Consider the following 14130-nt stretch of genomic DNA (forward strand, 5'->3'; position numbering starts at 1 on the left):
TCGAATCAGGCGCGCAGAAATGCATGCGATGCAAATGCGGGTGCATCGCCGGAAGCGGGACGCGTACTTTTCGACTGCGCATTCTCCTGCTCTTCCGCCAGATCGCGATACGACTCGGGCAACACGAAGTCGCCGCCGCGATGATTCGCGCGCGCGGCCTCGAGATCGGCGCGCACGCCGAGCGCACGGACCAGCGCGCGCGTCTCGGGTCCTGCCTCTCCTTCGAGCGCCTGGTCGGCCCACTGACGCCAGCCCGCGTCCTTCTGCGACGCGAGACAGTACGCATACATCGCCTTCGCATACGCAAACGACGGCGCCGCATCGATCACGTCGCGCAGCGTGCGCGACGCCTCTTCCCAACGGCCGTTGACGATATGCAGGACGCCCGCGAGCGTATCGATCTCGGCGACCTTCGGACGGAATGCGCGCAGTGCGTCGAGCACCAGTTCGATGTCGGTCGTATCGGCGGAGGCTTTCGGGAAGTGCCGGAAGAGACCCGCCGATGCGATCTCGATCAGCGCATTCAAGGTGGCGTCGCCGCATTGCAGATAGTTCGGCGCGGTCTGGGCGGAAGCAGGTTGTGACGGTTTCGCGAGCATGGCGTAGACCCTCTTGATGAAAACGGGACGCGGGGCGTCATCGGTCAGCAAGGTAGCAAGCCCGCAACGCGCTTCGCGGTTCGCAGCCGAAGCGAGTGGCGCGAAAGCGAACCTCGGGGCGCGAATGCAATGCACTGCGCGCGCTGCGGCGGCGCGCTTCGCAACCGTGCGCGGGGCTTCGCCTCTATGGAAAGCTCGCCGTAACGCGCCCCCTACACTCCGGCAGCACGCAAGAGGAGCGCCCGATGAGCGACGACAAAACCGAACAGCCAACCGAGAAACGCCTGCGCAAGGCGCGCGAGGACGGCGAAGTCGCGAAGAGCACGGATCTCGTCGACGGCGCGCTGCTCGCCGTGGGCGTCGGCATGCTGATGGCGACGGGCGACAAGATCGTCGATGCGTTGCGTGCGTGCATATCGATCGCGCTGAAATTCGTCGCGGGTCCGCACGACATGACGACGCTGATGCTCGCCGTCAGCCAGATCGGTTCGCGCATGACGGGCGCGCTTCTGCCTGTGATCGGTGCGGCAATTCTCGCCTCGGTTGCCGCGCTCGCGGGACAGACGGGCATCGTCATTTCGATGAAGGCGGTCGGCCTCAAATTCGAAAACGTGAGCCCGATGGCGGGCATCAAGCGCATTTTCTCGCTCAAGTCGCTGCTCGAACTCGCGAAGATGACGATCAAGGGCATCGTGCTCGCGCTCGTGATGTGGAAGACGATTACGGGCTTGCTGCCGCTAGTGACGGGCTCGATGTTCCAGTCGCTGCCGGAACTGTCGAAGCTCGCGAGCTTCGTCGTGATCCGTCTGCTTGCCGTAGCGGCTGCGCTCTATGTCGTATTCGGCGGCGTCGACTTCAAGCTGCAGAAATTCCTTTTCATTCGCGGCAAGAAGATGAGCAAGGACGAGATCAAGCGCGAATTCAAACAGGACGAAGGCGATCCCATCATCAAGGGCGAACGCAGGCGTCTCGCGCAAGAACTCGCGACAACCGCGCCGCGCAAGATCGCGACGGCCAGCATGGTGGTCGTCAATCCGACGCATTACGCGGTCGCCGTGCGCTACGCGCCGGACGAATATCCGCTGCCCGTCGTAATCGCAAAGGGCATGGACGAAGCAGCGTTGCAGATGCGCCGCGACGCGCAGTTTGCGGGCGTGCCTATCGTCGGGCATCCGCCCGTTGCACGCGCGCTTTACAAGGTCGATCTCGACGAACCGATTCCCGACGAACTGTTCGAAGCCGTCGCGGCGATTCTGCGCTGGGTCGATTCGCTTGCGCTGTCGCGCGATTCCGCAGATTCGACGCAGTCTATCGCGCAGCCACTTTCCAGCTGAACGTACACACCGCGCTCATCACCACCACGCTCATGCTCAAGACACTCAAACTGCCCGCAGGCGGCGAAATCGGCATCCTCGTGATGATCATCGCGATCGTCTCGCTGATGATCCTGCCGCTGCCGTTCTTCATGATCGACATACTTGTCGGCCTGAACATCGCAACAGCCGTCACGCTGCTGATGATCACGCTCTATGTGCCGAGCGTCGTGTCGCTGTCCGCGTTTCCGTCGATCCTGCTGTTCACGACGCTCTATCGTCTGTCGCTCAGCATCGCGTCGACGAAATCGATTCTGCTGCATGCGGAAGCAGGCGACATCATCGACAGTTTCGGCAAGCTCGTGGTGGGCGGCAATCTTGTCGTCGGCATGGTGGTGTTCATCATCATCACGCTGGTGCAGTTCATCGTGATCGCGAAAGGCTCGGAGCGCGTCGCGGAAGTCGGCGCGCGCTTCACGCTCGACGCGATGCCCGGCAAGCAGATGAGCATCGACGCCGACTTGCGCGCGAATCTGCTGACGGCCGACGAAGCTCGCCACAAGCGCGCGACGCTCGCACTCGAAAGCGCGCTGCACGGCGGCATGGACGGCGCGATGAAGTTCGTGAAAGGCGATGCCGTCGCGGGCCTCATCATCACGATGATCAACATCGTCGCGGGTCTTGCCGTCGGCGTGCTGTATCACGGGATGACGGCGGGCGAAGCGGCGAACCGCTTTTCGATTCTCTCCGTCGGCGATGCGATGGTCGCGCAGTTGCCCGCGCTGCTGCTGTCCGTCGCGGCGGGCGTGATGATCACGCGCGTCGCCGACGACCGCGACGAGAAGCCGCGTTCACTCGGCGCGGAAATCGGCAAGCAGTTGATGGGCAGCGCGCCCGCGCTCGGTTTTGCAGCGTTGCTACTGGTCGCGTTCGCCGCCGTGCCGGGCTTTCCTTGGCCGCTCTTTCTCGTGTTGAGCGGCATTCTCGGCTTCACCGCGTGGAAGCTCAAAAAGCGCGGACCGTCGCGCGCATTCGAAGACCTCGAAGCCGTGCGTTCGATGCAGCGTGCAGGCGCGAAGAGCGAAACGCCTGCAATTTCCAGCGTTCCGCCAGCGTTTTCATGCGCGCTCGGCGTTCGGCTCTCGTCCGATCTGCGTGGGCGGCTCGCTGTCGACAGGCTCAATCAGGCATTCGAATCCGAGCGCGCATCGCTGCAGGAAGAACTAGGCTTGCCGTTTCCCGGCATCCATATGTGGATCAGCGACAAGCTCCCGCCTTCCACCTGCGAATTCCTGATGCACGACGTCCCCGCGTTCACGCTCGAACTGCCGCAAGGCAAGGTGCTGCTTGCCGACTTGCCGCAACGGCTCGCAGCAGCCCAACCCGACGACACCGAAGCGAAGACACTCGCCGAACGCTGCGAACAGCGCGATTCGATCGACGGCAGCGGGCAGCTTAGCTACTGGCACGACGAAGCGACGCTCGCTAACAAGACTTCAGGCTGGCGTGCCGAGCAGGTGATCGCGCATGTCAGCGTGCAACTGCTCAGACGCAATGCCTCGCTGTTTCTCGGTGTCAATGAAGTGCAGTGGATACAGGAACAGCTCGGCATCGAATATCCAGGCCTTCTCGCGGAAGTGCAGAAAGTGCTGCCGCCGCAGCGTATCGCCGATGTGCTGCGGCGTCTGCTCGAAGAACAGATCCCCATCCGCAATATCCGCAACATCATGGAAAGCCTCATCGCGTGGGGACCGAAAGAGAAGGACGTGCTGATGCTGACCGAGTATGTGCGCGGCGATCTCGCGCGCTTTCTCGCGCATCGGGCCGCGCTCGGCGCGCGCATCCTGCCCGCGATTCTCCTAGATGGTCCTGTTGAGCAGCATATCCGCCAGGCGATCAAGCAGACGCCGACGGGCAACTATCTCGCGCTGCCGCCCGATCAGATCAGCTTTCTTGTCGACAGCATCGAGTCGTTCGCGGGTCTCGCGCCGCGTCCCGGCATTGCGCTCGTCACGTCGATGGATATCCGGCGTTACGTGCGACGCATGATCGAAGGCAGGCTGAGCTGGCTTTCCGTGTACTCGTATCAGGAACTCGGCGGACATCTCGAACTGCAGCCGATCGGCCACGTCACCGCATAAGGATGCGCATGTCGAGAATCACATCGCGCCCCGTGCGCGTGATTGCAGCACCTGTGCAGACGTCGAACGCTTCGGCAGGCGCGCGCGTTCGTCGTGCGCGACATGCGGACTTCGCCGCGCTGTTGCGTCGCGACGGCAAGGCCTTGCCCGACGACGATCTTCTCGCCGCCACGCCCGACGATGAACGTGAGCCCGACCATCACGCCGAGCAATCGCTTGCGCAACGCATCGGCAGCGCGAGCCAGCGCGTCGTTTCGGCCGTGCTGCGTCGCGAGCAACAGATGCTGGAACTCGCGCATGTGCTCGCACGGCACGTCGCCGAGTTTGCATCGAACCCTGCGATCCGCCAGGCGGGTCATTGGGAAGTGACGCTGCGCATCGATCCGCAGCGGCTGCCCGGCACGCAGTTGCATCTGACGCTTTCGCCCGCGGTTCTCTTGCTTCGCTTCGACGTCGAGACCTCGGACACGCGCCAACTACTCTTGCAACATGCCGGCCTGCTCGAACGCGAACTGCGTCAGTTGCTCGCGTCGCAAGGCGAAGCACGCACGCTCGAACTCACGGTTCACTAGCGGGATTCACGACACAACCATCACGCAGCCTGTATGTCCACCGAACGCACCTATGCAGAACAGTTGCGCCACGTCACGCCCGATGCGGCGCGCGCGGCCCGCTTTCTCTGCGATGCCCGGCATCTCGATGCATTGCGCCAAGTCGGCGCAATCGATGCGCTCGAAATCTCGCCCGCTGCGTCCGCAGGCAACGCATTCGACGAACCCGGCCGCATCGTTCTCGCGCATCTGGAAGGCACGCTCGACATCGATCTCGATCTCGCGCGCTATCCCGCGTTGCAGATCGTCGCGGCCAGCGCGGGCGACAGCACACGTCACGCGCTGCGCAGCACGCTCGCCAACGCGCTGCTTGCGCCGCTCGTGCAGCGCTTTCAGGCGGCGGGACTTGGGCGCTGGCGCGTGACGTCAGTGGAACGCTCAGCCGCTGTGACGCGTGACGAACGCTTCGACGTTGCGCTGCTGCATGACGGCGTGGTGCATCGGCTGTCGATCGGCGCTTCCGGCGCAACGCTCGACGTGCTGCATAACAGACTCGCTGCTCTGCCTTCGATGCATGCAACGGAAGCATTCGCTGCGGCGTCTTCGCTGCGCGTGTCGGGGTCGATTGCGCTCGGCGCACGGCGTGTACCGCTTGCCGCATTGCAATCGCTGCGTCCCGGCGATGTGTTGTTGCGCACCTTCGCGCCCGCCGTCGCGCAGGCAATGCAGCGCGGCACAGCGTTTACGGCACGCGCTGCGTGGGGCGCGCAAGCAGCAGGCATGAAGCGAATCCATGCGCGTGTCGTGATCGACGGCACGCAGGTCACTGTAGAAGAGAAACCCATAATGAACGACGAACCCTTGCAGGCCGAATCGCCGGACATGCTACCCGGCGACGGCGATGCGCTGCACGACAACGAAGCCGCAACGCACGATGTCGAATCGCGCACGACTACCGAAAGCGACGACGAACACGGCCACCAGCAAGCCGATATCGAAGCGGAATCGTTCGACGCCCCGCTCGATATCGGCCTGCTCGATCTGCCCGTGCAGTTCGAAATCGACAGCGTTGCACTGCCGCTCGCGCAACTCGCGGCGCTGCGGCCCGGCTATGTGATCGAACTCGCTGCGCCCGTGCTCGACACACCTGTGCGGCTCGTCACGCATGGGCAGACGGTCGGCTACGGCGAGATCGTCTGCGTAGGAGAACATCTGGGCGTACGTATCACGAGGATGGCTTATGCCGGCGATTCAGACAGGTGACATCACCGGGCTGCTGATCGTCGTGCTGGCGATCAGCGTGATCCCGTTCATCGCGATGGTGGTGACCTCGTACATGAAGATCGTCGTCGTGCTCGGGCTGCTTCGCAATGCGCTCGGCGTCCAGCAGGTGCCGCCGAACATGGTGCTCAACGGCATCGCGATCATCGTGTCCGTGTACATCATGGCGCCCGTTGCATTCTCCGCGATGCAGGGCATGCAGGCGAACCAGGCGCCCGGCAACGTCACGCAGAACGTTACGGCAGGCATCGCCGCCGCGCGCGAACCGTTCCGCACGTTCCTCGCAGCGCATGCGCAATCGCGCGAGCGCCAGTTCTTCCTGCGCTCCGCGACCGCCCTGTGGCCCGCGCAGGAAGCGAAGGCGCTCAAGGACACGGATCTGATCGTGCTCGCGCCCGCGTTCACGCTGACGGAACTGACGGACGCCTTCAAGATCGGCTTTCTGCTGTACATCGGCTTCATCGTCGTCGACCTGGTGATCGCCAACGTGCTGATGGCGATGGGCCTGAATCAGGTGCAGCCGACCAACGTCGCGATTCCGTTCAAGCTGCTGCTGTTCGTCGCGATGGACGGCTGGTCCGCGCTGATGCACGGCCTCATTCTCGGCTACCGGTAAGCGCCGCGCCGAATCAGGATGGACTTGTCATGACTATCGATACGCTCGTCGGACTCGCGACGCAAGGGCTGCTGCTGTGCCTGTACGTGTCGCTGCCGATCGTCGTCGTTGCGGCCGGCGTTGGGCTGCTCGTGTCGTTCCTGCAGGCGATCACGTCGTTGCAGGATCAGACACTTTCGTTCGGCATCAAGCTGATTGCCGTCGTGGTGGCGCTCGTTGTTGTCGCGCCGCTCGGTGCATCGGCGATTCTGCGCTTCGCGAACCAGTTGCTCCTGACGGCTGTCACGCGATGAACTCGATCCACTCGCGCTCAACCGCAAACACGTCGGCTACGCAAGAGACTGCGCAGACGCAACGCGGCCAGGTCGAACCCGCAAAGCAGCAGACCCGCGCGCGCTTCGCCACGACGCTGCGCAACAACGTGCGCTTCGCGCATGCACATCACGCGCATCTGCAGGGTCAGGCGCGTTCGGCCAATGCGCGGCGTCTTGCGAAAGCGCTGGCGAAAAAGCGTCAGGGCAAAGCAGCGACGGCACGCTTCGCCGCGACACGTCGACCGACGACGACTCGCACGAACAGTACGGCACGCACCGCGCAGAACGCGCGAACTACCGATCGCCAGCGCAACGCGCCGCTGCGCGTGACGCGCGACGGCGGCAATGGTGGTTCGAAAGGCGGTCCGCAGCAGCAAGGCGGCCAGCAACAGGAGCAACGGCAACGCACGCACGATACGCGCGACGACGATCTCGCACTCCCGAGCGCGGATAGTGCAAGTCGTGCAGTGGCCGCTTTGCCGATGTTCGCCGGATCGACTGCGTTGACACTGCAAGGCGCATCGCGACGCGACGCATTGGCCCGCGCGTGGTGCGACGCGTTGCTCAAGCCAGATCGCTCGTTGCACGACGCGATGAAGCAGTTGCGCACGCTGCGACGGCACGAAGGTGCGTTGCCGCTCGCGACGCTTGCACAGGTCCGGCAATCGCTGATGGATGCGACGGCGCGTGCGGCATCGCTTCGTCAAAACGAAGCATCGTCTGCACCGAACACCACGCCACGCCTGCAAACGGCCAAAGAAACACGCAACCTGCTCGCGCCGTTGCTCGCGCTCGTCGCAGGCGGTCCGATTCTCGCGGGCCGCGAAGGCCGCGCAGCAAGCGCGAACGCTGCACTCGAAGGCATCGCCCGTGCGCGTCCCGCTGGAGCCCCTTCGAAACCCGCCAGCTAAGGTCGCTTCGCGTTCGCGCGAGTGCCTTCGCAAAGCAGACGAATCGCGGTCCATGCGTCGATTAATCTGCGACTCATCGAAGGAACCGGCCTGATCGACCGAACTCATGAAACAACTGCGCATCCTGACGGGTATTCATGCTGGCGCGACCGCCCCGCTCGCTCCCGGTCTGCACCGGATCGACGCGGACGACGACGCCGACATCCGCATCACCGACTGGACCGGTCCGTCCGCGATTGTCGAAGTGGGCGAGAACGATGTCGTGACCGTGCGGCGGCTCGCGGCGGATGTGCCTGTCAACGTTGAAGAAGAAGCGCAGTCCGTCGACGCAAACGAGCCCGAAGCGCACGCGTCTTCGAACGAAACGGTCGAAGATACCGCGCCCGTCTTCATGCTCGACTTTCTGCCGATGCAGTTCGACCAGAGCGTGATCTGCATCGGTCCCGACGACGTCGAATGGCCGAGCGATCTCGCGTTGCTGTCGACGCTGCTGAAGCCGGGCCAGTCCGACGACGCCACGAGCAATGCCGTTCGCTCGCGTCGCCGCACCTTCGTCGCAATCGGCGCGGCGTGTGTGGCGCTGGCGATCGTCGCGTGTGCCGGCGCACTGTCGCTGACCACGCGCGCCAAGGCGTCGATGTTGCCGAACGACGTCGCGGCAATGGAGAACGTGAACCGCGAGTTCGCGAGCGCGCATCTTAACGAACTGCGCGCATCGCTCGATGGACACGGCGGCGTGCTGGTGCGCGGCCTCGTGGCGAATGAATCGGAGAATCTCGCCGCGCGGCGTCTGCTTGCCACGATCACGTCGCCGCGCGTGCAGGCGCAGTACGGCATCGCGGAAGTGATCCGGCGCAGCATCGGCGAAAGCCTGCCCGTTGCGGGGATCAGCGTGCATTACGACGGCAGCGGCGTGTTTTCGATTGCAGGCAAGGATGTCGATATGGATGCACTGCAACAGGGTGTCAAGCGCATCCGGCCCGATCTGCCCGCGAATGTGAAGGACATCCGTATCGATGCGACGGGTGCCGAGCAGGCGGATGCACCCGCGGGCGCGAGCTACATCGCGATCGTGTCGTCGGACACGGTGCGTTATGCGCAAACGCCCGATGGCGTGAAGCACATCTTCATTCTCGACAACCCGACGCCGGCAAGCGATGCAACCGCAGCCAGCGATACCGCCGCGCCGCAAGCCGCAAGCGATGTCACGCCCGCCGCGACGCGGCACGCTCTCGACTCACCTCACACGTCCGTCGCGCAGACGGCCGACACGTTACGGAGATAACCATGTACGAAGCCATTGAACGCCACGCGCAGCACTTCATGGAGTTGCAGACAATCGTGACGGCCGCCGATGCCGATACGCGCGTCACGGAACTGCGCAAAGCGCTCGAAGACAGCGCCGAGCAGTTGAATCACGCCGCCGACGGCACGGCCGCTGACCGCGACGCACGCGCCCGCATCTATCGCGGCCTCGTCGCTGCGAGCCGCATCGTCGGCCAGTTGCGCGAGGACGCGTTGCGCGGTTGAGCCTTTATCGCTCTGCGCATCAAACGCTTTTTAACCCACCGGTCCGACATCCTGTTGGCCGGATCTTTCCAGGAGAGCAACCATGCCCGGTATCGCAACAGCAGGACAGGCCGCACTGAGCGGCATCACCGGCGGCATCAATTCGGGTGGCGCAACGGCAGCAGCGGAAGCCACGATCAACAACAACGCACAGCAGCAGCTCGAAATCGCACAGGCGCAATCGAATGCGAGCCTGCTGCAAGCGCTCGGCGAAGCGATGAAGTCGGGTGCATCGAGCATCCAGAAGGCCGCGCAGGCATCGTAATGCGTGCTGGCTGGCCGTCTGTAACGGCGGCCAGCCGCTTGCACCATCTGCATGAATCTCTCTTGTTTTAACGGGTATTCGCACCGTGAGTGAAGACCGCTACGTAGAACTCGTCGCGTCGCTGTGCGAGGCGGTCGGCTTGCCCGATGTCGAGCATGTGCTGGAGACGCATTCGATCGAAGTCGGCGGACTCGATGTGCGCCTCGACTGCTTCGATGAAGATCCTCACGCGATCTATCTGAGCTTCGATTTCGGCGCGGTGACGGCAGGACGCGTGTCGACCGTTTATCGGCTGATGCTCGAAGCGAATCTGCTCGTCTATGCGCAGGATCAGGCGCAACTCGGCCTCGATTCCGACTATGGCAACGCCGTGCTGCTCGTACGCGTGCCGTTCGCCGATGCGCCCACAGGCGACTCGCTCGCCGATCTGCTCGCGCATTATTCGGAACACGGCGCGTACTGGAAACAAAGCATTCTCGAAGCAAGCGACGAACGGTTCGAAGCGATCGTGACGGGCAACTTCTCGTGGATCCGCGCATGACATCTGTGCGCAAAACATCGTCACGCTAGAATGTCGCGACCGCCTGGAGACTCAAACCGATGGACTTGCGAACCGATCCGAACTTCTTCAACCTGCTCACCGGCAGCTATGCGCGGCTGCTCGGCACCGAACTCGTTCCGAAACACGAGCGCGCCGACGACGCCATTGCGTGGCTGTATCACGACGCGCCCTTCGGCGTGCTCGCACACAATACCGCCGACGATCCCGTGTTCGTCTACGGCAACCGCCGCGCGCAAAGCCTGTTCGGCTATGACTGGAGCGAACTGACGGCGCTGCCGTCACGTCTTTCGGCGGAAGCGCCGGAACGCAGCGAACGTCAGGCATTTCTCGATCAGGTGACGCGCGACGGATATGTATCGGGCTATCGCGGCGTGCGCATCGCGAAGACAGGCGAGCGCTTCTGGATCGAGCGCGCGACCGTATGGCAACTCATCGACGAACACGGCAAGCTGCATGGGCAAGCCGCGATGATCCCGCACACTACTGCATTGCCCTAGCCGTCCGTTCGCTTACCTTCCTTTGCACCGGGGCCACACTGCCCCGGTTTTCTCATCTGCTGCTGTCATTTTCGCGTCATCTGCGTCTTGTCGGCGGATGCACTCAACGTTAGATTCGACGATACATGTCCCCGGCGGAACGATAGCCCGATGGTTTCGGCCGCCGTTCCGCATCCCCCAGGCGCAAGCATCGCATGCATGCCCGCGCCGTCCTCCAGGTTAGCCATGTATCAGTACAACGAGTTTGACAAAGCATTTCTGCTCAATCGGGCCGCGCAGTTCCGCGATCAGATCGAACGATGGCAGGACGGCCGGTTGAGCGAAGACGCCTTCCGTCCCTTGCGGCTCCAAAACGGCTGGTACGTGCAGCGGCACGCGCCGATGCTGCGCGTCGCCGTGCCGTACGGCGAGCTGTCGAGCGCGCAACTGCGCGTGCTCGCACGCGTGGCGCGCGAGTACGACGCGCCCGAAGCGGATGTCTATCGACAGGCGCTGGACGCGCAGCGCAAGCTCGGCACGGTTCGCCTGCCGACGCATCACGCGCACTTCACGACGCGCACCAACGTGCAGTTCAACTGGATTCCACTGGCGAAGGCCGCCGACGTGATGGACCTGCTCGCGACCGTCAACATGCACGGCATCCAGACGAGCGGCAACTGCATCCGCAACATTTCGTGCGATGAGCGCGCGGGTGTCGCACCAGATGAAATCGCGGACCCGCGCCCTTTCGCCGAAATCATGCGTCAGTGGACGACGCTGCATCCCGAGTTCGCGTTTCTGCCGCGCAAGTTCAAGATCGCGATCACGGGTGCCGACGACGACCGCGCCGCGACCGATTGGCATGACGTCGGTCTGCGGCTGCGTTATGGAGAAAACGGCGAACTCGGTTTTCGTGTGATGGTGGGCGGCGGCATGGGACGCACGCCTGTGATCGGTACGGTGCTGCGCGAGTTTTTGCCGTGGCAGCACATCATGAACTACATCGAAGCCGTGGTTCGTGTGTACAACCAGTACGGTCGGCGCGACAACAAGTACAAGGCGCGCATCAAGATACTCGTGAAGGCGGAAGGCCAGAAATACATCGACGAAGTGGAAGAAGAATTTCGTCAGATCGTCGAGCATGACGGCGGCCCGCATACGATTCCGCACGCTGAACTGGAGCGTGTCAGCGCGTATTTCGTGCAACCCGCTACGGAGTCTGTCAGCAAGCCTTCTGATCCGACCGCGCGTGCGAAGATTGACGATGCCTCGCTGCGTAATCCGCCGTTCGCGCGCTGGCTCGAACGCAATGTCGCGCAACACAAGAACGCGCAGCGGCGCATCGTCACATTGTCGTTCAAGCGTCTATTGCAAGCACCCGGCGATGCTTCCGCCGATCAGCTCGATCAGGTCGCCGATCTCGTCGACCGCTTTTCCGCTGGCGAGGCACGTGTCACGCATACACAGAACATCGTGCTGCCGTGGGTACACGAAAACGATCTGCTCGCATTGTGGGAAGTCGCGCGCGAAGTCGGACTGGCCAGCGCCAATGTTAGTTTGCTGACGGACATGATTGCGTGCCCGGGCGGCGATTTCTGCGCGCTTGCGAATGCGCGCTCGCTGCCCATCGCGGAAGCGATCACCGAGCGCTATCAGGACATGGACGAACTCGAAGATATCGGCGAAGTGGATCTGCACATCAGCGGCTGCATCAATTCGTGCGGCCATCACCATAGTGGCCATATCGGTATTCTCGGCGTCGACAAGGATGGGACCGAGTGGTATCAGGTGACGCTCGGCGGCTCGGATGGATCGCATGCAAGCGGCGTTGCGCAGCCGGGCAAGGTGATCGGACCATCGTTCTCCGCGCATGAAGTGCCCGATGTAATCGATGCCGTGTTGCGCACGTATGTCGAGCATAGAACGCAGTCGGGGCCCCGTCACGAGCGATTCATCGAAACGGTGCGGCGTATCGGCGCCGATCCATTTAAGGCAGCAGCAAACGCCGCGCGCACGCCACTGGAGGTCTCGGCATGAACGTCCAGATACGTATCCGCATTCTCGCTGCCGTCGATCATTCCGGCGATGCCGTCGAGCACATCGTCGCGCTCGACAACGACGCCGATCCGTTCGCGTATAGCGACTCGATAGCACAAGCGGATCGCGTGGAGCTTCATTTCCCGAACTTCACCGATGGCCGTGCGTTCAGTCAGGCGTATCTGATCAGACGTCGGCTCGGCTTCACAGGCGACTTGCGTGCAACGGGTGAAGTGCTCGCGGATCAGTTGATCCAGATGGAACGCACCGGTTTTTCCAGTGCAGTTTTGAACGCAGACGTCGATCCCGCCGATGCACAGCGCCAACTGGATCGTTTCGCAGCGTTCTATCAGGGCGATGTGGTTCGCGCTGCGCCGTTCAGGCAGAGCGAGAAGTAAGCTTCAAAAACAGAGGTCCGCTTCACGTTATCGAGTGAAGCGGACTCCGGTATAAAAACGCAGCAGACAAAGGGCGGAAAATCCGCCCTTTTTTAACGTCTGTCAATCGTGCGCCAATGCGCGCTCGACCGAAATCTGCGTCGGCATCATGTTCACGTTTGCGTTGTGGATCACCCACAGCGAACCCGCCACGATGATCGCGATCAGCAACGCCGTGCACACGAAAATCCCCGTATTCGAGCGCTGATCCGAAGACGAACCCAGATGCAGGAAGTACCGCAACTGCACCAGCAACTGCGCAACGCACAGTACGACCACTGTCGTCAGTCCCATCGAACGCGGTACAAGATGCCCCATGACCACGCCGAACGATGCGAATGTCAGCACCAGCGACAGCAGCATGCCGACCACATAGCTCTTCACGTTGCCGTGCGAAGCATCATGATCGTGCGTGTGCGCCGCATTCTTTTCAGATGTTTTGCTCATAGAAATTCACGCAGATAGACAAGGCTGAACACACAGATCCACACGAGATCGAGGAAGTGCCAGAAAAGGCTCAGGCACGCGATACGCCGGCGTGTGACGGGCGTGAGACCGAACTTGCCGATCTGATGCATCATCACGACGATCCACAGCAAACCTGTCGTCACGTGCAAACCGTGCGTGCCGACGAGCGTGAAGTAGCTCGACAGAAACGCACTCGTCGAAGGCGCCGCGCCATCGCTCACCAGGTGCGCGAACTCGTACACTTCCATGCCGATAAACCCGGCACCCAGCACGAAGGTCGCAGCGAGCCAGCCGATCACCTTGCCACGCCGGTTCGCGTAGACGTTCATCATGCCCATGCCGAACGTGAAGCTGCTGGCGAGCAGCAGCAGCGTTTCGCCGAGCACATAAGGCAGTTCGAACAGCTGCTTGCCCGTGGGCCCGCCTGCCGTTGCATTGGCGAGCACGCCGAACGTCGCGAACAGCGTCGCGAAGATCAGGCAGTCGCTCATCAGGTAAATCCAGAACCCGAGCGTGGTACGGGTTCCGTCGTCGTGATGGCCGTGCGCGTCGTGATGATCGCCGGCCTCGTAAGTCGATACGCTTGTCAT

At 62.7% G+C, this 14130-nt stretch carries 17 protein-coding genes; 14 read left to right on the forward strand and 3 right to left on the reverse strand.

Annotated elements, in window-relative coordinates:
* Nucleotides 1–5: 5 nt before the first annotated feature.
* Entirely contained in the window at nucleotides 6–599 is a 594-nt protein-coding gene (locus QEN71_RS36810) for an HrpB1 family type III secretion system apparatus protein (RefSeq protein WP_201655026.1), read from the reverse strand.
* 245 nt (nucleotides 600–844) lie between these two features.
* On the opposite strand from QEN71_RS36810, the gene sctU reads away from it, so the two are divergent.
* The 14 genes from sctU (at nucleotide 845) to QEN71_RS36880 (ending at nucleotide 13033) form a co-directional block, all read left to right on the forward strand.
* Nucleotides 845–1933: a type III secretion system export apparatus subunit SctU gene (sctU, locus tag QEN71_RS36815; protein WP_201655023.1), complete on the forward strand. Its 1089-nt coding sequence runs from the start codon at nucleotides 845–847 to the stop codon at nucleotides 1931–1933.
* Nucleotides 1934–1965: 32 nt separating this feature from the next.
* Complete coding sequence (gene sctV / locus QEN71_RS36820) at nucleotides 1966–4053, forward strand: type III secretion system export apparatus subunit SctV (RefSeq protein ID WP_201655020.1); 2088 nt, start codon at nucleotides 1966–1968, stop codon at nucleotides 4051–4053.
* A gap of 8 nt (nucleotides 4054–4061) precedes the next feature.
* The gene (gene sctP / locus QEN71_RS36825) at nucleotides 4062–4625 is read left to right on the forward strand and encodes a type III secretion system protein SctP (RefSeq protein WP_201655017.1); all 564 of its coding nucleotides are present in this window, start codon (nucleotides 4062–4064) and stop codon (nucleotides 4623–4625) included.
* Nucleotides 4626–4658: 33 nt separating this feature from the next.
* Nucleotides 4659–5867: a type III secretion system cytoplasmic ring protein SctQ gene (gene sctQ, locus QEN71_RS36830; protein WP_201655014.1), complete on the forward strand. Its 1209-nt coding sequence runs from the start codon at nucleotides 4659–4661 to the stop codon at nucleotides 5865–5867.
* On the forward strand, nucleotides 5845–6501 hold the full coding sequence (sctR, locus tag QEN71_RS36835) for a type III secretion system export apparatus subunit SctR (RefSeq protein ID WP_201655011.1): 657 nt from the start codon (nucleotides 5845–5847) through the stop codon (nucleotides 6499–6501). Before sctQ ends, sctR begins: the two co-directional genes overlap by 23 nt.
* 29 nt (nucleotides 6502–6530) lie before the next feature.
* Nucleotides 6531–6794 (forward strand): type III secretion system export apparatus subunit SctS, encoded by a 264-nt coding sequence (sctS, locus tag QEN71_RS36840; RefSeq protein WP_028364189.1) that lies wholly within the window; start codon nucleotides 6531–6533, stop codon nucleotides 6792–6794.
* Nucleotides 6791–7726, forward strand: a complete 936-nt coding sequence (locus QEN71_RS36845) for a hypothetical protein (RefSeq protein ID WP_201655008.1) — start codon at nucleotides 6791–6793, stop codon at nucleotides 7724–7726. Before sctS ends, QEN71_RS36845 begins: the two co-directional genes overlap by 4 nt.
* 106 nt (nucleotides 7727–7832) lie before the next feature.
* Entirely contained in the window at nucleotides 7833–9011 is a 1179-nt protein-coding gene (locus QEN71_RS36850; protein WP_201655005.1) for a type III secretion protein, read from the forward strand.
* 2 nt (nucleotides 9012–9013) lie between these two features.
* On the forward strand, nucleotides 9014–9256 hold the full coding sequence (locus QEN71_RS36855) for a type III secretion protein (protein ID WP_201655003.1): 243 nt from the start codon (nucleotides 9014–9016) through the stop codon (nucleotides 9254–9256).
* Nucleotides 9257–9338: 82 nt separating this feature from the next.
* Entirely contained in the window at nucleotides 9339–9560 is a 222-nt protein-coding gene (locus QEN71_RS36860; RefSeq protein ID WP_201654999.1) for a hypothetical protein, read from the forward strand.
* An 85-nt stretch (nucleotides 9561–9645) separates the two neighbouring features.
* Entirely contained in the window at nucleotides 9646–10101 is a 456-nt protein-coding gene (locus QEN71_RS36865; protein WP_201654996.1) for a CesT family type III secretion system chaperone, read from the forward strand.
* Nucleotides 10102–10160: 59 nt separating this feature from the next.
* On the forward strand, nucleotides 10161–10619 hold the full coding sequence (locus QEN71_RS36870; protein WP_201654993.1) for an MEKHLA domain-containing protein: 459 nt from the start codon (nucleotides 10161–10163) through the stop codon (nucleotides 10617–10619).
* Between the two features lie 225 nt (nucleotides 10620–10844).
* Entirely contained in the window at nucleotides 10845–12635 is a 1791-nt protein-coding gene (locus QEN71_RS36875) for a nitrite/sulfite reductase (RefSeq protein ID WP_201655254.1), read from the forward strand.
* Nucleotides 12632–13033 carry a DUF934 domain-containing protein gene (locus QEN71_RS36880; RefSeq protein WP_201654990.1) on the forward strand — a complete coding sequence of 134 codons (402 nt, stop codon included), beginning with the start codon at nucleotides 12632–12634 and terminating at the stop codon, nucleotides 13031–13033. Before QEN71_RS36875 ends, QEN71_RS36880 begins: the two co-directional genes overlap by 4 nt.
* A gap of 102 nt (nucleotides 13034–13135) precedes the next feature.
* On the opposite strand, the gene cyoD is transcribed toward QEN71_RS36880, so the two are convergent.
* Together cyoD and cyoC are read right to left on the reverse strand one after the other, a co-directional pair.
* Nucleotides 13136–13519, reverse strand: coding sequence for a cytochrome o ubiquinol oxidase subunit IV (cyoD, locus tag QEN71_RS36885; protein ID WP_201654987.1), 384 nt, complete (start codon nucleotides 13517–13519; stop codon nucleotides 13136–13138).
* Nucleotides 13516–14130, reverse strand: coding sequence for a cytochrome o ubiquinol oxidase subunit III (gene cyoC / locus QEN71_RS36890; protein WP_201654984.1), 615 nt, complete (start codon nucleotides 14128–14130; stop codon nucleotides 13516–13518). Before cyoC ends, cyoD begins: the two co-directional genes overlap by 4 nt.

It is taken from the genome of Paraburkholderia sabiae (assembly GCF_030412785.1).
Lineage (GTDB): Bacteria > Pseudomonadota > Gammaproteobacteria > Burkholderiales > Burkholderiaceae > Paraburkholderia > Paraburkholderia sabiae.